The sequence below is a fragment of the Gottfriedia acidiceleris genome (assembly GCF_050457485.1).
Classification (GTDB): domain Bacteria; phylum Bacillota; class Bacilli; order Bacillales; family Bacillaceae_G; genus Gottfriedia; species Gottfriedia acidiceleris_D.
The window spans coordinates 90,619-107,406 of sequence record NZ_JBCMJM010000008.1 but is presented as its reverse complement, the minus strand read 5'-3'; the positions used below and the strand labels follow the sequence as shown (position 1 = coordinate 107,406).

General features: G+C 32.6%; 17 protein-coding genes. 11 read left to right on the top strand and 6 right to left on the bottom strand.

All coding sequences use genetic code 11. From position 1 onward, the window contains the following. Window positions 1–179: 179 nt before the first annotated feature. The 5 genes from dnaG to ABEY15_RS09135 all read left to right on the top strand — a co-directional run bounded on the left by dnaG (window position 180) and on the right by ABEY15_RS09135 (window position 6,404). On the top strand, window positions 180–1,988 hold the full coding sequence (gene dnaG / locus ABEY15_RS09155) for a DNA primase (RefSeq protein WP_429889752.1): 1,809 nt from the start codon (window positions 180–182) through the stop codon (window positions 1,986–1,988). 29 nt (window positions 1,989–2,017) lie between these two features. Further along, window positions 2,018–3,136, top strand: a complete 1,119-nt coding sequence (rpoD, locus tag ABEY15_RS09150) for an RNA polymerase sigma factor RpoD (RefSeq protein WP_069034168.1) — start codon at window positions 2,018–2,020, stop codon at window positions 3,134–3,136. Window positions 3,137–3,928: 792 nt separating this feature from the next. Beyond that, a complete protein-coding gene (gene cccA / locus ABEY15_RS09145) occupies window positions 3,929–4,285 on the top strand; it encodes a cytochrome c550 (RefSeq protein ID WP_129688412.1) in 357 nt (118 codons plus the stop codon). A 296-nt stretch (window positions 4,286–4,581) separates the two neighbouring features. Then, window positions 4,582–5,289, top strand: a complete 708-nt coding sequence (locus tag ABEY15_RS09140; RefSeq protein WP_429889751.1) for a tRNA (adenine(22)-N(1))-methyltransferase — start codon at window positions 4,582–4,584, stop codon at window positions 5,287–5,289. Beyond that, window positions 5,286–6,404 carry a Nif3-like dinuclear metal center hexameric protein gene (locus ABEY15_RS09135; protein WP_429889750.1) on the top strand — a complete coding sequence of 373 codons (1,119 nt, stop codon included), beginning with the start codon at window positions 5,286–5,288 and terminating at the stop codon, window positions 6,402–6,404. The genes ABEY15_RS09140 and ABEY15_RS09135 overlap by 4 nt, the downstream gene beginning before the upstream one ends. Before the next feature lie 59 nt (window positions 6,405–6,463). On the opposite strand, the gene ABEY15_RS09130 is transcribed toward ABEY15_RS09135, so the two are convergent. Together ABEY15_RS09130 and vrrA are read right to left on the bottom strand one after the other, a co-directional pair. Continuing rightward, complete coding sequence (locus tag ABEY15_RS09130) at window positions 6,464–7,408, bottom strand: 4-hydroxy-3-methylbut-2-enyl diphosphate reductase (RefSeq protein ID WP_429889749.1); 945 nt, start codon at window positions 7,406–7,408, stop codon at window positions 6,464–6,466. An 81-nt stretch (window positions 7,409–7,489) separates the two neighbouring features. After that, a complete protein-coding gene (gene vrrA / locus ABEY15_RS09125) occupies window positions 7,490–8,278 on the bottom strand; it encodes a VrrA/YqfQ family protein (RefSeq protein WP_429889748.1) in 789 nt (262 codons plus the stop codon). Window positions 8,279–8,503: 225 nt separating this feature from the next. Between vrrA and ABEY15_RS09120 the strand changes: the two genes are divergently transcribed. Both ABEY15_RS09120 and ABEY15_RS09115 read left to right on the top strand, forming a co-directional pair. Then, complete coding sequence (locus ABEY15_RS09120; protein ID WP_429889747.1) at window positions 8,504–9,811, top strand: DEAD/DEAH box helicase; 1,308 nt, start codon at window positions 8,504–8,506, stop codon at window positions 9,809–9,811. Window positions 9,812–9,933: 122 nt separating this feature from the next. Then, the gene (locus ABEY15_RS09115) at window positions 9,934–10,827 is read left to right on the top strand and encodes a deoxyribonuclease IV (protein ID WP_098233001.1); all 894 of its coding nucleotides are present in this window, start codon (window positions 9,934–9,936) and stop codon (window positions 10,825–10,827) included. 368 nt (window positions 10,828–11,195) lie between these two features. Here the strand turns inward: ABEY15_RS09115 and ABEY15_RS09110 are convergent, their stop codons facing one another. The 3 genes from ABEY15_RS09110 to ABEY15_RS09100 form a co-directional block, all read right to left on the bottom strand. Further along, window positions 11,196–11,495: a hypothetical protein gene (locus tag ABEY15_RS09110; protein ID WP_129688419.1), complete on the bottom strand. Its 300-nt coding sequence runs from the start codon at window positions 11,493–11,495 to the stop codon at window positions 11,196–11,198. A gap of 118 nt (window positions 11,496–11,613) precedes the next feature. Further along, complete coding sequence (locus tag ABEY15_RS09105) at window positions 11,614–11,865, bottom strand: DUF2624 family protein (protein WP_069034160.1); 252 nt, start codon at window positions 11,863–11,865, stop codon at window positions 11,614–11,616. A gap of 318 nt (window positions 11,866–12,183) precedes the next feature. Next, window positions 12,184–13,053: a YitT family protein gene (locus ABEY15_RS09100; RefSeq protein WP_069034159.1), complete on the bottom strand. Its 870-nt coding sequence runs from the start codon at window positions 13,051–13,053 to the stop codon at window positions 12,184–12,186. A gap of 266 nt (window positions 13,054–13,319) precedes the next feature. Here ABEY15_RS09100 and ABEY15_RS09095 point away from each other — a divergent pair, with 266 nt between their 5' ends. From ABEY15_RS09095 to ABEY15_RS09080, 4 genes are all read left to right on the top strand, one after another. Next, window positions 13,320–14,096, top strand: coding sequence for a metal ABC transporter ATP-binding protein (locus ABEY15_RS09095; protein ID WP_097974272.1), 777 nt, complete (start codon window positions 13,320–13,322; stop codon window positions 14,094–14,096). Continuing rightward, entirely contained in the window at window positions 14,093–14,929 is an 837-nt protein-coding gene (locus ABEY15_RS09090; RefSeq protein WP_429889746.1) for a metal ABC transporter permease, read from the top strand. The genes ABEY15_RS09095 and ABEY15_RS09090 overlap by 4 nt, the downstream gene beginning before the upstream one ends. Before the next feature lie 7 nt (window positions 14,930–14,936). Next, a complete protein-coding gene (locus ABEY15_RS09085; RefSeq protein ID WP_429889745.1) occupies window positions 14,937–15,347 on the top strand; it encodes a Fur family transcriptional regulator in 411 nt (136 codons plus the stop codon). Between the two features lie 146 nt (window positions 15,348–15,493). Then, window positions 15,494–15,658: a DUF4083 family protein gene (locus ABEY15_RS09080; RefSeq protein WP_429889744.1), complete on the top strand. Its 165-nt coding sequence runs from the start codon at window positions 15,494–15,496 to the stop codon at window positions 15,656–15,658. A 122-nt stretch (window positions 15,659–15,780) separates the two neighbouring features. Here the strand turns inward: ABEY15_RS09080 and ABEY15_RS09075 are convergent, their stop codons facing one another. After that, window positions 15,781–16,779: an NADP-dependent oxidoreductase gene (locus ABEY15_RS09075; protein ID WP_429889743.1), complete on the bottom strand. Its 999-nt coding sequence runs from the start codon at window positions 16,777–16,779 to the stop codon at window positions 15,781–15,783. Window positions 16,780–16,788: the final 9 nt, after the last annotated feature.

Here is a 16,788-nt window from a genome sequence, read left to right as displayed (position 1 = left end):
AGCAGTTGGATGCAATGCTTATGAACTACTGTTTAGCACTTCTTTTTAGATAATTATTAATTCATATACGACTTAATAAAGTAAATTAACTTAAGTTAAAATATATGGAAATATTTTTGTCGAATCATGAAGGAATACAGTGAGTTTTATCGAATAAAATAGTATATGGAGCTGTCAGTATGGGAAACAGAATTCCCGATGAACTTGTCGAGCAGGTTCGTCAGTCAGTTGACATAGTTGATGTAGTAAGTGAGTATATTCCTCTGAAAAAACAAGGAAGAAATTATTTTGGACTATGTCCTTTTCATGGAGAAAGCACACCATCTTTTTCTGTGTCTCCTGAAAAACAAATTTTTCATTGTTTTGGATGCGGTGCTGGAGGAAATGCGATTTCATTCATTATGCAGCTTGAAGGACTTAACTTTCAAGAATCTGTCCATCAGCTTGCAAAAAAGACAAATATCACTTTACCTTCAGATACAGTTGACACAGTCAAGAATCCACAAGCTACTGAGCAAGGTATTATGCTTGAAGCTCATGAGTTTGTCAAAAAGTACTATCATCATCTATTAGTTAACACAACAGAAGGTAAACAGGCATTAGAATACCTACTTAACAGAGGAATTTCTAAAGAGGAAATAAAGCATTTTGAGCTTGGTGTTGCTTTAGATTCTTGGGATGCTGTTACTAAGGTGTTAGAAAAACGTGGCTATCCAATGCCAATCATGGAGAAAGCTGGTCTAGTTGTTCGAAGTGAACGTGATGGTAATTACTATGATCGATTTCGAAATCGATTAATTTTTCCAATTCATAACCATCAAGGAAAAATTGTTGCATTCAGTGGAAGAATAATGGGTGAAGGTTCACCAAAATATTTAAATAGTCCTGAATCTTCAATTTTCCATAAAGGAAAATTATTATATCAATTTTACCAAGCAAAGAATGTCATGCGAAAGCAAAATCGGGCAATCTTGATGGAAGGTTTTGCAGATGTCATTTCTGCGTTTAGAGCTGGTGTCCATGATGCAGTTGCAACCATGGGAACTTCATTAACAGAGGATCAAGCGAAAGTCTTGAAGACATCTGTTGATCAAATTATTATTTGCTACGATTCAGATCAGGCTGGTATTAACGCAACTGAAAAAGCAGCTAAAATTCTTCAAAAAGAAGGATTTACAATTAAAGTTGCACAAATGCCTGATGGCTTAGATCCTGATGAATATATAAGAAAATTTGGTCCAGAAAAATTTAATACCTCTATTATTGAAGCTAGTGTATCATTAATGAGTTTTAAAATGCAATATCATCGAAAAGGAAAAAATCTTTTAGATGAAACTGTTAAATTTCAGTATATAAAAGAAATGCTACAAGAAATTGCTAAACTAAGTCAACTGATCGAACAAGATTATTACTTAAATCAACTCTCAAAAGAGTTTTCTATCTCGATTGAAGTACTTAAGAAGGAATTTGGACAATATAGTAATCAGGCAAATCGTATATCTAATGTAACAGAAGTAAAAACTGATATCAAACGCGATATTACTACTAAGACACTTCTTCCTGCACATGTTAGAGCTGAACAATTACTTTTAGCTCATATGTTAAATAGCAGTGACGTGGCTGAAAAAGTAAGACAGCTATATCAGGGTCTATTCTACAATAATGATTATTCCGAGATTATAATCCATCTTTATGCTTATTATGAAGAGGGCAATGAGTCTAATATTAGTAAATTTATGAATTACCTTCCTTCAAAAAGGTTACTTGAAGTAGTTTCAAAAATTGTCAATTTACAGATAGCACCTGAACTAACAGAGCGAGAGTTAAAGGATTATTTAGATGCATTAAACAACTATGATAAACAACAACGTATACGTGAAAAAGAAATAGATCTGAAAAAAGCTGAACGTGAAGGAGATTTTGTAAAAGCTGCAACGATTCTCCAACAAATCACACAGCTAAGATCTAGTATGAAATATGTTAAATGATTCGCGAACTTTTCGAAGGAGGGGAACAGATGGCTGATAAATCGGCTCGTTCTAAAGATACGGAAACAGAAGTAACACTTGATCAAGTAAAAGCATTATTAATTGAAAATGGTAAAAAACGTGGTGTAATTACATATGAAGAAATTGCAGATCGTTTAAACGGATTTGAAATTGATTCAGATCAACTTGAAGAATTTTATGAGCAACTAGGTGAACAAGGTATTGATATTGTTGGTGATGCTGATGATGAACCTAGAGGAACTCAATTAGAGAAGGAAGAAGAATTTGACTTAAATGATTTAAGTGTTCCTCCTGGAGTAAAAATTAATGATCCAGTACGTATGTACCTAAAAGAAATTGGCCGAGTTGATTTACTTTCTGGACAAGATGAAATCAATTTAGCGAAGCGTATTGAAGAAGGCGATGAAGAAGCGAAACGACGCCTAGCAGAAGCTAACTTGCGTTTAGTAGTAAGTATTGCAAAACGTTATGTAGGACGTGGTATGCTGTTCCTAGACCTTATTCAAGAAGGTAATATGGGATTAATCAAAGCCGTTGAAAAGTTTGATTATCGTAAAGGTTATAAATTTAGTACATATGCTACTTGGTGGATTCGTCAAGCGATTACTCGTGCAATTGCAGACCAAGCAAGAACAATCCGTATTCCAGTTCATATGGTGGAAACAATTAATAAATTAATTCGTGTTCAACGTCAATTGCTTCAAGATCTAGGTCGCGAGCCATCTCCTGAAGAAATTGGTGAAGAAATGGATTTACCACCAGAAAAAGTTAGAGAAATCCTTAAAATTGCTCAGGAGCCAGTTTCATTAGAAACACCAATTGGTGAAGAAGATGATTCACACTTAGGTGATTTCATTGAAGATTCTGAAGCTACTTCACCAGCTGAGCATGCAGCTTATGAAATGCTAAAAGAGCAATTAGAAGATGTTCTTGATACATTAACAGATCGTGAAGAAAATGTTTTACGCCTGCGATTTGGTTTAGATGATGGACGCACTCGTACTTTAGAAGAAGTTGGTAAAGTATTTGGAGTTACACGTGAGCGTATTCGTCAAATTGAAGCAAAAGCTCTACGTAAATTACGTCATCCAAGCCGCAGTAAACGTCTAAAAGATTTCTTAGAATAGGATGTTTAAAAAGAGTTTATCCTTTATTGGGTAAACTTTTTTATTTTTATCTAAAATATAAAAAAATGAAAACGTTTTAATTAGTAAATATGTCACAATAAAAATTTTGTCAAAATATATCGAATGTCCGTACTAATTATATAATTGTAGTGCTATGCTACATACTAAGTAATGCTAAAACGGTTGATCTTTTAATAATTTATTCTAAAGATCAATCATAGGATAATTTAAGCAAAAATGGTTATTATAAATTATGGAGACGCTAGTAGTAATTCCATCATTTTAAACAATTGGATACCTATTTACTTCATTTTACAGAATTGTCTTTAAATTTGCAAATACTCATTTTCCCTACTTTTTTAATAATTTTTATAATTAGTTCAATACTACTAAATATAAAATAAATGGTTTAAAGACATATTACCTATATCGTAATAGCAATTATTTATTAGAGTTTTATAATAGAATGGGTTGAATCTTTTGCTTAAGCTTTTTGTGAAAATGATTAAATTCAAAATAAAAGTTTAATGGGTGACGATGGTTTTAAATGGTTTCTTAAAAAAACTTACTTATTTCATTTATCAAGAGGTGAGTTTATACAAATATAATTTGTAATTATGCTATACAGAATTTAATTCTTTATAGTAGGAAGGTTTATATAATTTTGAAATCGTTTAACAATTTTTAAATTTATCCAATATAATACTTTTTTTATTGTTTTTAATCGTATACAATAATAATGTTATAGTAATTAATTTTATTTTTTTAAGGGGTTACATAAGGGGGATCATAATGAAACGAAATCCATTAATTCCTTTTGCTCTAATTGCAGCACTAGGAATCGCAGTCATGCTAATTATTTCATTAAAAGGAGCAAAACAGGCTGATGAGATTGCTAACGGTGATAAAAAACCAGCGCAAACAGCATCAACTAAGCCAGATGAAATATATGCTCAAACATGTGTTAGCTGTCATGGTGATCAATTACAAGGGGTTGTAGGACCAAACTTAACTAAAGTAGGTTCAAAATACTCAGAAGATCAAATCAAAGACATTCTTAAAAACGGTAAAGAAGGCGGAATGCCAGCTGGTTTACTACAAGGACCACAATTAGATGCTGTTGCTAAATGGTTATCTGAGAAAAAATAAGCAAGCATATAAAATGACCTCTTCGTTAGAAGGGGTCATTTCACTGTTTAGTCAAAGTACAATTATTTGATTTTCCGACTGTTTGAAAACGCTTGTCTTTCGAGGCGCGAAGGTCGAAGAAGAGCGGAGTTACCTAAGACGGTAATGAGCACCGCAAGCGATCGAAGCAACAAAGAAAGCGAGCGTTTGTCAGTCAGTCTGAAATGACCTCTTCGTTAAGAAGAGGTCATTTTGGTTTCTTGACTACAATAGTGTAAAATGATGTTATGAAAATAAAATGAAATGGTGATTTTGTTATGAATGAAGTAAATTTATCAAAGCGTTTAAAAAGAGTATTTGATTACATACCAGAGGGCACGAAATTAGCAGATATTGGATCAGATCATGCTTATTTACCTTGTTATGCAGTTTTAAATAAAAGATGTTCTTCAGCAATTGTAGGGGAAATTACTGAAGGTCCGTATAATTCAGCACGATCTACGATTCGTCAAAGCGGTTTAGAAGGATTTGTAGAAGCGAGAATGGGAGATGGGCTGGAGGTTTTAGTACCAAACGAAGTAGATGTTATAACAATAGCTGGAATGGGTGGCTCTTTAATTTCTAGCATATTGGAAAAAGGTAAAGAAAAACTTCAAGGTGTTGAAACGTTAGTGTTGCAACCAAATATTGGTGCAAATCAAATTAGAAATTGGCTTGATCATGAAGGATATTCTCTTGTGGAAGAAGATATATTAGAAGAGGATGGAAAAATCTATGAAATTCTAGTAGCTTCTAAATCAAATCCAAATAGTGCATACAGTGAAAAGAAAGATATGGAGCTATTTATAGGTCCTTACTTATTAAAAAACAAAAATGATGCATTTAAGAAGAAATGGGAACATGAAAAAAATAATTTTGAAAGAATCTTAACTCAACTTGAATCAGCAAAACAAACAGAGGAATCAGTTCAGAAAATTAAAGAAGTTGAACAGAAACTTGAGTGGATAAAAGAGGTGCTTTCATGAAATCGGTAAATGGTTTTCAAGTAGTACAGCAATTTGAAGAACTATTCCCTAAGCATTTAGCTGAGGAAGGTGACCCAAATGGTCTTCAAATAGGTACATTATCAAAACAAGTGACAAAGGTATTAATTGCATTAGATGTCACAAAAGAGGTGGTAGAAGAGGCAATTTCAATTGGTGCTAACCTAATTATTGCTCACCATCCGATTATTTACCGTCCATTAAAAAAGATTGATACAGACAGTGAACCGGGTAAAATTGTGGAACTTTGTATTAAACATGATATAGCTGTTTTTGCAGCACATACAAATGTTGATATTGCAGAAAACGGTGTGAGTGATTTTTTAGCCGAAGCTTTACAATTAGAAAATACGAGTGTTCTCGCTCCAACTTATGTAGAAAAATTAATTAAGTTAGTTGTATACGTACCGAAAACACATGCTGAAATTGTATTAAATGCAATTTGTGATGCTGGAGCAGGTCATATTGGTCAATATAGCCATTGTAGCTTTAGTTCGAATGGAACAGGGACATTTATGCCTTTAGAGGGGACAACACCATTTATTGGGCAACAGGGGCAATTAGAAGAAGTTGATGAGGTTAAGCTTGAAACAGTTGTTCCACAATTAAAATTAAAACAAGTGCTTAGAATGATGCAAAAAGCTCATCCGTATGAAGAAGTAGCATATGATACATACACACTAGAAAATGAAGGCAAAACATTCGGGATTGGGAGAATTGGAAGCCTTAAAGAAGAGATTTCATTAGAAGAATTTGCGCATTATGTGAAAGAAAATTTAGATTTACAAGGTGTAAGAGTGGTAGGGAACTTAAGTGATCGAGTAAAAAAGGTTGCAATTGTAGGTGGAGACGGAAATAAGTTTGCTTATCATGCAAAAAGAAATGGAGCAGATGTTTATTTAAGTGGTGATATATATTACCACGTAGCACAGGATTGGAAAATGCTTAATTTAAATATAGTTGACGCAGGTCACAATATTGAAAAAGTAATGAAATCAGGTGTTAAACGTCTTTTAGACAATAAATTAAAAGAAAAAAACATTACTTGTGAAATTATTGCTTCAACGATCCACACTGATCCATTTACATTTATTTAAACGTTTTTTGCGAATTAAAAAATAGGACTTCCGGGTTGAAAATCCAGAAGTCCTATTTTTTAGTCTTTTATTCTAACTTTAGGTAGTATTTTACTTAATTCTACTCCTGATTTTGTATCCCAAGTGCTTTCATCTTTTGGATCATACTTCTCTAAAAATGCGATAACTTCACGTGTTATCGGTGTTGGAGTAGATGCTCCAGATGTAACTGCTACAGTCTCAACGCCATCTAACCATTTTAACTGAAGTTCAGTAATATCTGAAATACGAAATGCCTTTGTTCCTGCAATTTCATGTGAAACTTGTGCAAGTCTATTTGAGTTATTACTCATCGGGTCACCTACAACAATTGTTAAATCTGCTTGGCCTGCTTGATCAGCAATTGCTTCTTGGCGAACTTGAGTTGCCATACAAATTTCTTTATGAACATGAGCAGTCGGATACTTTTTAATTGCGTATTGAATTAATTCTACTACGTCCCATTGGCTCATAGTTGTTTGATTTGTAATGATAATTTTATCAGTAGGAATTTCTAAAGCATCAATATCAGATTTATTTTGAATTAGGTGAACAATCGAAGGTGCGATTCCAACTGCGCCCTCTGGTTCCGGATGTCCTTTTTTACCAATATAAATAAAGTGATAGCCTTCAGCCATTCGTTCTTTAATTAAATCATGTGTTTTCGTTACATCTGGACAAGTCGCATCAATCGTCGTAAGCCCTTTTTTAATTGCTTTTGATTTTACTTCTGGAGAAACTCCGTGAGCCGTAAAAATAACAGTACCTTTTTCAATCTTATCTAGGATATCTAATCTGCTTGGACCATCTAAAGTAATGATACCTTCTTCTTCAAATGCGTCTGTAACATGTTTATTATGAACAATCATACCAAGTATATAAATTGGTCTTGGTAATGATGGATCTTTAGCAGCATTTCTAGCAATGACCATTGCATCTACAACTCCGTAGCAATAGCCTCGTGGGGTAACTTTAACAACTTTCATGGAGTAGCCCCTCCTTTATAATATTATTGTCATTTTTTATTATAAAGGAGGGAGATACTACTATACAAAGAAAAAGAAAATTTACATAAACAATTTTGGTTTTGGATTTATGTTTGATGCAGTTTCTTCAATGTTATGGGATGGTTCTACTTCTTCCGACTTAATGGGAGCTTTTTTTCTTTTTTTTGGTTTTGTTTCTTTTGTTTGCACAACATCTATTTTTCCATTTGAATCATTTTTTTTACTTTTTTGTGTGTCGACCGGGTCGTCGGTATTTACTGCTTTAAATATTTTATAGATTGAAGGGAAATTTTTAATAGCAGGAGCGTATTGTTGAATCATAGGCGTGACTTGTTGAGCTGCTTGAACTGCTCTTTGCATACCACCGATGACACCTGTAATTGAAGTGTCACCTCCCATTAAACGCGAGAAAAACCCTGGACTGCCATCGTCTTCTTTTTCGGGTGGTTGCCCAGTCATTGGGTATTGATTTTGTGATCCTTGTTGCTGATAATTACTACCGCCCTGTGGCTGCATTACTGGCTGATTTTGAAAAGGAACAGGTTGTAAAATTTTATTTTGGCTTATATATTGTTGATGTGCGTTTAACTGCGGCTGATATGAAATTGGTTGTTGATAATGACCTTGTTGCCCTACAATTTGTTGGACAGGTGGATAAAACTGTTGTTGATGTTGCAAATAAGGTTGCTGCGGTGATTGGGGATATGGATATCGTTGATCAAAATTTGGTCTTGCACCGTATGGATTTTGTAAATTTTGATAAGGCTGTTGATAACTGTTATAAAAATCTGGACCGTTCATAGGAAAAGGCTGTTTATTTTTTTTCTTAAATTTATCAAGTATTCCCAATCTAATACCTCCTTTCAAAAATACTCTTTATTACTTAGGCTATGCACAAAATTTGAAATGGTTAGTATAGGACAGAATAAAAATTAAAATGCTACTAAAGAAGAAAGAAAAATTAGAATTAGCTATATTGGGCTAATCTATTGTATAATAGATAATTGTAGCTATTTTGTACGAGGAGATAGATTCCTCATTACATAGAAAGTTTAAATTAAGAAGGTGAGTTATATGGCAATTTCATTTAAAAATTTTCAATTAAAACCATTTATTTTGGAAGCGATAGAGAAGAAACACTTTACAGAACCAACAGAAATTCAACAAAAGATCATTCCTCAAGTTAAAACTGGACGTAGTGTAATCGGTCAATCGCAAACAGGGTCAGGAAAGACTCATGCATACCTAATTCCGACAATTAATACATTAGATCCATCTTTAGATCAAGTGCAATTAGTAATAACTGCTCCAACTCGTGAATTAGCGACGCAAATTTATAATGATGTTCAAGCAATCATTGAATGTTGTCCAGAAGATGAGCAATTAACTGCAAAAAACTTCGTTGGTGGAACCGACTACAAACGTACTGTTGAAAAACTAAAAAAACAGCCACATATCGTAATCGGGACTACTGGACGTATTAAAGATTTAGTAAATGATAATGTATTATTAGTTCATACTACGAAGTATTTAGTAGTGGATGAAGCGGACTTAATGTTAGATATGGGATTTATCCATGATGTGGACCAAGTTGCATCAAAAATGCCAAAGAAACTACAAATGCTTGTTTTTTCAGCGACTATTCCTGAGAAGCTTAAACCGTTTTTGAAAAAGTATATGGAAAATCCTGAACATATTCATATTAATCCGCAACAACTTTCAGCTCAGAAAATTGAACATATTATTGTTCCAAGCCGCCATAAAGACAAAGTTAAAATGGCTAAAGATATTTTATTAAGTTTTCAGCCATATTTAGCAATTGTCTTTACAAATACGAAGAAAAAGGCTGAAGAAGTTGCTACTCAATTAGCATCATATGGCTTAAAAGTTGGTCAAATTCACGGTGATTTAAGTCCTCGTGAACGTAAAAAAATGATGAAGCAAATTCAAGATTTAGAGTTCCAATATATTGTTGCTACTGACTTAGCTTCCCGAGGAATCGATATTGAAGGGGTAAGTCATGTAATAAATATTGAACTACCTGCAGATTTAGATTTTTATGTCCACCGTGTAGGTCGTACAGGGCGTGCAAACTTCTCTGGAACTGCTATTACAATTTATGATCAAGAAGATGAACAAGCATTAGACAAACTTCAAGATCGTGGAATTACATTTGAGCATCGTGAACTTAAAAAAGGTGAATGGGTTGATTTAGGACCTCGCTCAAAACGTAAGCTACGTAAAAAAACTGATCGAAATTTAGACGCAGTTGCTGGTAAAGCAATTAAAAAGCCATCTAAAGTTAAACCTGGCTATAAACGTAAACTGAATGAACAAAGAGAATCATTTAAAAATAAAGTGAAAAGAAAAACGAGCAGATAATTTGTAAAAAGAAAGGAAGAATATTCCTTTCTTTTTCTTTTATTAACAGGCGAACAATTTAACCATAATTGATTTTCATGTTAAAATGGTTACGATGATTAACTAAGGTAGGAGCTGAAAGAATGTTACGAATAGGATCTCATGTTTCAATGAGCGGTAAGAAGATGTTTTTAGCCGCTAGTGAAGAAGCTGCAAGCTATGGTGCTAATACATTTATGGTGTATACAGGTGCGCCTCAAAATACACGTCGTAAAGCAATTGAAGATTTAAATATTGAAGCGGGTTTAAAACATATGGCTGAAAATGGAATTGCTGATATAGTAGTCCATGCACCATATATTATCAATATTGGAAATACTACAAATCCAGCTACTTATGAATTAGGTGTTGAATTTTTACAAAAAGAAATAGACCGTACCGCAGCATTAGGAGCAAAACAAATCGTATTACATCCAGGTGCTCACGTAGGTGCTGGTGAAGATGCTGGTATCGACAGAATTATTCAAGGTTTGAATGAAGTATTAACAGCTGAAACTCCAGTACAAATTGCGCTTGAAACGATGGCTGGAAAAGGTTCAGAATGTGGTAAGTCATTCGAAGAAATAGCGAGAATTATGGAAGGTGTACACTATAACGATAAATTATCAGTTTGTTTTGATACATGCCATATTAATGACGCTGGATATGATATCGTTAATGACTTTGATGGTGTCTTACAGCAATTCGATCAATTAATTGGGATCGATAAAATAAAAGTACTTCATATTAACGATAGTAAAAATCCAATGGGAAGTCGAAAAGACCGACACGAAAATATTGGCTTTGGATCGATTGGATTTAAAGCATTAAACTATATTGTTCATCATCCACAACTAATGGACATCCCTAAAATTTTAGAAACTCCATATGTTGGTGAAGATAAAAACAACAAAGTACCACCGTATAAATTAGAAATTGAAATGTTACGCAATCAAGAATTCAATGAAAACTTAATTCAAGAATTATTGAAAGCTTAATTGAAAGAAACCAGCTCATTTTAAATAATGGGCTGGTTTTCTTTATTTTCTTTTTGGACTGCAAATAAAATCTAGCATCGCAATTAAAATCGGTAAAACTGAAATTAAAATTAGAGTATCGCAAATAAATTTATCAAAACTGCAATTAAACTCCTAAGAATCGCAAATAATATCCAAAATTACCCATACCCCTTAAGGTATTTTTGCTTAAAAATCAGATAAAAGTAGAAACCTTAAATGAAAACTTGCAAAATAAATTACAAATAGAAAGCAATATAGAGATATACGCCTACTAGCGCTAGTAATATAAAAAAGGGCACCCATATGTCAGTTAATCCGACTTATGAGACAGCCCCATTCGATCTAGTTTATAATTCTATTTCTACAACCTTTTTTAACTTACTATCCAAATATGAAGCAATTATTTTTCCGTCTTTAATTCTTTTCACAGTGACAACATTACTAACTAATTCGTGATCATGTTCGTCTAAGTGCATTAATTTAATATAGACCACATGTGCCTTGTCACGTTCGATTAAACTACTAGCGATATTAAGAGCTAAGTTATGGCTTAAATCATCCATATGAAACATGTGTTTGAATTTCACTTCGTCATCTGTTTCTTTGTCTAAATAAATTATTTCATAATGTAGCTCATGCAAATCCATATTAATCCCTCTCATTTCGTTTTAGAATAGTTAAGTGATTCTTTGTATGAGCATTATATGATTTGTGAAATGAGTAGAGTTATAAATTAAAGCTTTTTAATGAACATTTTAACCAAGCTTAAGTAAGCTTTTGAAAAATAATATCAATTTGTTGTGCAGTGGCTTTAGAGGTAACATTTGCAATTTGGGAAAGAATTTGTTTTTTATGTTCAGCGTCATAAATATTATAATTTTTCCCGTTTAATATTGCAGCCACTTTATTGGCTTGATCTGGCGTAATATACACTTGATATTGTTGGCTTAATTTTAATAAATCCTTTGGTGTTATACTATTTACCTTTTTATTTATGAGAGTTTGGATAATATTCATTCTGAACCTCCTCTTAAGTGAAATATTTCATCAATAAATTTTATGAAAGGTTATTATAAATAATGAGCAAAGGACACTAATCTCAATTGATTTTTCAAAAATAATATGTATTACAGTAGGAGGAAGTGTAAAAAACTGTGACATTTCTATGATTTCACATGGAGATTCAGAAGAAAATAAACGACGATTCTATTCGCAGTTAATCTTATTACTGGATAATTGAGGCGTCGTAAAGCGGAATTAAATAAACAACTCAATTAAACTATTAAAATAGAAAAGCTTGAATTCATGATAGAATTCAAGCTTAATTGTTTACTATTAGTGGATTGCTTTCTTCTTAAACTTTCCACCTTTAACATCAGCTATATTACCGATTGCTACAAAGGCATTTTCATCATAGTCTTCAACAATCGATTTTAATTTTGCTTCTTCAAGTCTTGAGATGACTGTAAAGATGATTTTTTTATCTTCACCCATAAAGCCACCTTCGCCATGAAAATATGTAACTCCTCGACCTAATCGGGCATTTAATGCATCGCCGATTTCTTTATCATTATCACTAATGATCCAAACAGATTTAGTATCTTGGAACCCTTCAATTGTTAAATCGATTGTTTTAAATGCTACATAATAGGCAATTAATGAATACATAGCATTATCCCATCCAAATACAAACCCTGCACTTCCGAGAATAAATACATTAAATGCCATAACAACCTCACCAATTGAAAAAGGTGATGATTTTGTTAAAAGTATGCCTATAATTTCAGTCCCATCAAGTGAGCCACCATTACGAATTACTAAGCCTACGCCAATTCCTAAACCTAATCCACCAAATAATGCTGCTAGTAAAGGGTCATTAGTTAAATGAGGAATGTCCTTAAAAAGAGAGGTAAATACTGAGAGTACAGTGATACCAAATAAAGTTGAAATAGCGAATGTTTTACCGATTTGCTTATAACCTACTATTACAAAAGGTAAGTTTAACAAGAATAGAAAAATACCGAGATTAATCGAAGTAATATGGGAGAGGATCAGAGAGATACCTACGATTCCACCATCAATGATATCAGTTGGAATAAAGAATGCTTTTAAGCAAGCTGCCATCAATGCAGCTCCTAATGTAATAAAAAACCCCCGTCTAATAATCTTAAAGTTTGAAAGCTTACGATGTGTAATTGCGTTCAAAAAACCACCTCTTTATCTATATTTATATGTTAATTGTAACATATTGTATTTTTCGTCACAAAGTGATAAGACTTATTTATTAAAAATACATTAAAAAATCACCAGAGAAATTAAGGGATTTAAAGTTTAGATAAAGATGAAATGAATTAAAAAACGAGTAAATATTTTGCCGAGTTTTCTTTGTTTACAAATAAGAAGTATTCTCTTATACTAAGAACTTGAAGTAAAACGTAATTATTCCTAAATAGATGAAGGTGTTTTAATAAATGAGTCAAGATATCATAAAAATTGAGGATTTGTCTTATAGCTATGAACGTCAAAAGGTATTAACAGACATTAATCTTCTAGTAAAAAAAGGAGACTTTTTAGGTTTAGTTGGTCCAAACGGTAGTGGTAAATCAACTTTACTAAAATGTATATTAGGTATCCAACAACCAGATGAAGGAAAAATAGAGATATTCGGTACAGATATTCGAAAAATGAAAAGTTGGGATAAGATTGGTTATGTATCTCAAAAAGCGAATAGTTTTAACTCTGGATTTCCAGCATCGGTTTTTGAAGTAGTATCATTAGGTCTTGTTTCTAAAATTGGATTGTTTAACGGTTTTAAAAATTCGGATAAACAAAAAGTCGCTGAGGCTTTAAAATCAGTTGGAATGTATGAATTTGCAAATCGTAATATCGGCGAACTTTCAGGTGGACAACAACAGCGTGTCTTTATTGCGCGAGCACTTGTAAGTAATCCCGAACTATTAATACTCGATGAACCAACCGTTGGGGTAGATGCTGAAAATGTAGAAAGCTTTTATCAATTACTTAGCGATTTAAATACTAAGCTTGGTATTACTTTATTATTAGTTTCACATGACATAGGCATTATTACTGATAAAGTATCACATGTTGCATGTTTAAATAAAAGACTACACTTCCATGGTAGTCGAGATAAGTTTAAAGATGCTACTGAGAAGGATTTGTCTCTTCTATATGGCCATTCTGTGCATGTACTATCTCACAATCACGAGAATGGAGGAGATCGAATATGATGGATTTCTTTCACTATGATTTTCTGAGAAATACATTAATCACTGGTATGATAATTGGAGTTATGGCTCCATTATTAGGTGTATTTGTTGTATTTAGAAGATTATCACTTATTTCTGATGCTTTGAGTCACGTTACTTTATCAGGAGTTGCAGCAAGTCTTTTACTTGAAAAGTTTTTCTTTACATCTGGCTTTATTAGTCCTTTATTTATGGGGATGACATTTTCAGTTGCAGGGGCATTTTTAATTGAAAAACTAAGAAGTGTTTATAAACATTATCAAGAGTTAGCAATTCCAATCATTCTTTCAGGAGGAATGGGATTAGGTGTTATTTTAATTTCATTAGCTAATGGATTTAATACAGATCTATTTAGTTATTTATTCGGTAGTGTTAGTGCTGTGTCACAAGAAGATTTAATTACTGTCATAATTATAGCTGTTTTTGTAGTAATATCTATCATAGTACTTTATAAAGAATTGTTCCTTTTATCATTTGATGAAGAATATGCAGTTGCGTCAGGTATTAATGCAAAATGGATTCATTATTTGTTTATATTATTAGTTGCTTTAGTAGTGTCCATTTCTATGAGAGTTGTAGGTGTTTTATTAGTATCTTCTCTAATGACTTTACCAGTAGCAGCGAGCATACGAATTTCGAACGGATTTAAGCAAACAATTATTTTTTCAATTATTTTTGGAGAGTTTTCAGTTGTTGCAGGTATTTTGCTTTCTTATAATTTAAATCTCGCGCCTGGTGGTACGATTGTGATCCTGCAAATCCTTATTCTTATTTTTACTTTAAGTTTGAAGAAATTAAGAACAAGACAAAGGTAGTGATTAAATGAAATTAGCAGATGCATCAAAATTATTAAAAGAAAGAGGCTTCAAAAATACGCCTAAACGATATGATATGCTTGAATATATTTTTAGGCAAAATAAATATGTAACTGCAAGAGATATTCAACAAGCATTAAAAGATAAATACGCAGGGCTTAGCTTCGATACAATCTATCGTAATTTATCAACATTTATTGAGGTTGATGTAGTGGAAGTTACAGAACTAGATGGTGAAAAACGTTTTCGATCGAAGTGTTCTTCTTCAGAACATCATCATCATTTTATTTGTTTAGATTGTGGTAATACAAAAAGTATTTATAGATGCCCTATGGACAATTTATCTGTTGATTTACCTGGTTATACAGTACAAAGTCATAAATTTGAAATATACGGTCTATGTCCAGAATGTAGTTGAATTCTATCCACTTTAGAGAGTACAGTTGTACTCTCTATTTATTTTAGGTATAAGTACATATTACATAATTTCCCAATTTTGTTTATATTTTAATTAGAAGTGAGAAATTTTTTTAATACACTTAAAATTAGAAAGGAGTAAATGGTATGGCTATAGGAGATTTAATCTTTCAGTTGATTGTATTTTTAATACCAGTTGCCATTATTATTTTGGTTGTATTTATTTTTCGTTCCATTAGAACAAATAGGCTTCAAATGCAGAGGGTTGAAGCAAAGATTGATAAGATAAACGAAAATTTAAAAAAAGATTAATAGGCTTTATAAAATTTAATTGTTGATTTTGTACTAAAAAAAGGTTGTCTAATTAGACAACCTTAGGAACTTTGATACAACTAATCCATGAGTTAGTTGCATGATTCTGAAAAAGTTGTGATCTATCTAATTTTTAAAATTATTTTCCCTTTAGCTCTTCCTAATTCCGAGTATTCCATCGCCTTTTGAGCATCTTTAAAAGAAAAAACTTTATCAATAATGGGTTTGATTTTACCTGATTCAATATAGTTTGATATAATACGTAATTGATCTCCGCTTGGCTTCATAAACAAAAAAGTATATTGAACATTATACTTTTTTTCAAGCATAGTTAGTTTATAACTTGCTGCTGAAAATAACATTGTTTTAAAAAATCCAGAACCATATTCTTTAGCAAATCGAGCGTTTGGTAATCCTGAAACGGAAACAATTTTCCCACCGTTTTTTAGAACTTTAAATGATTTTTCGAGTGTTTCTCCCCCAAGTGTATCAAATACCGCATCATAATTTTTAAATTTTTCTTCAAATTTTGTACTTTTGTAGTCGATAACTTCGTCTGCACCGAGAGATTTTACCAAATCCATCCCTTTTGCACTTGCAGTTGTTACAACGGTAGCACCCATTAGTTTTGCGAGCTGAATTGCAAAGGTGCCGACACCGCCAGATCCAGCATGAATCAAAATCTTATGTCCTTTCTTTATTTGAAGAATGTCATGCAGAGCTTGATACGAGGTTAATCCAACGAGTGGGATTGATGCTGCTTCCTCAAAGCTCAAATTTTTAGGTTTTAATGCTATATCATCTTCATGAACTGCAATATATTCAGCAAACGTTCCCATTTTCTGTTTACGTGGACGCCCATAGATTTCATCTCCAACATTAAAACGAGTTACTTTTGTACCAACCTTTACGACCACACCAGAAAAGTCATTTCCAAGGACAAGTGGCATTTTATATTTTAGTAACATTTTGACTTTTCCATCTCGTATCTTAAAATCAACAGGGTTAATACTAGCTGCGTGTATTTCTGCAAGAACTTCATTTTCTCCAATGTCAGGTATCTTCATTTCTACCATACGCATCGGGACATTCCCATACCGTTCAATAACCATTGCTCTCATTTACTATCC

Bases quoted from the DNA above. Each gene is read 5' to 3' on its own strand.
- dnaG (WP_429889752.1), top strand. From the start codon at position 180: ATGGGAAACAGAATTCCCGATGAACTTGTCGAGCAGGTTCGTCAGTCA.
- rpoD (WP_069034168.1), top strand. From the start codon at position 2,018: ATGGCTGATAAATCGGCTCGTTCTAAAGATACGGAAACAGAAGTAACA.
- cccA (WP_129688412.1), top strand. From the start codon at position 3,929: ATGAAACGAAATCCATTAATTCCTTTTGCTCTAATTGCAGCACTAGGA.
- ABEY15_RS09140 (WP_429889751.1), top strand. From the start codon at position 4,582: ATGAATGAAGTAAATTTATCAAAGCGTTTAAAAAGAGTATTTGATTAC.
- ABEY15_RS09135 (WP_429889750.1), top strand. From the start codon at position 5,286: ATGAAATCGGTAAATGGTTTTCAAGTAGTACAGCAATTTGAAGAACTA.
- ABEY15_RS09130 (WP_429889749.1), bottom strand. From the start codon at position 7,408: ATGAAAGTTGTTAAAGTTACCCCACGAGGCTATTGCTACGGAGTTGTA.
- ABEY15_RS09120 (WP_429889747.1), top strand. From the start codon at position 8,504: ATGGCAATTTCATTTAAAAATTTTCAATTAAAACCATTTATTTTGGAA.
- ABEY15_RS09115 (WP_098233001.1), top strand. From the start codon at position 9,934: ATGTTACGAATAGGATCTCATGTTTCAATGAGCGGTAAGAAGATGTTT.
- ABEY15_RS09110 (WP_129688419.1), bottom strand. From the start codon at position 11,495: ATGGATTTGCATGAGCTACATTATGAAATAATTTATTTAGACAAAGAA.
- ABEY15_RS09105 (WP_069034160.1), bottom strand. From the start codon at position 11,865: ATGAATATTATCCAAACTCTCATAAATAAAAAGGTAAATAGTATAACA.
- ABEY15_RS09095 (WP_097974272.1), top strand. From the start codon at position 13,320: ATGAGTCAAGATATCATAAAAATTGAGGATTTGTCTTATAGCTATGAA.
- ABEY15_RS09090 (WP_429889746.1), top strand. From the start codon at position 14,093: ATGATGGATTTCTTTCACTATGATTTTCTGAGAAATACATTAATCACT.
- ABEY15_RS09085 (WP_429889745.1), top strand. From the start codon at position 14,937: ATGAAATTAGCAGATGCATCAAAATTATTAAAAGAAAGAGGCTTCAAA.
- ABEY15_RS09080 (WP_429889744.1), top strand. From the start codon at position 15,494: ATGGCTATAGGAGATTTAATCTTTCAGTTGATTGTATTTTTAATACCA.
- ABEY15_RS09075 (WP_429889743.1), bottom strand. From the start codon at position 16,779: ATGAGAGCAATGGTTATTGAACGGTATGGGAATGTCCCGATGCGTATG.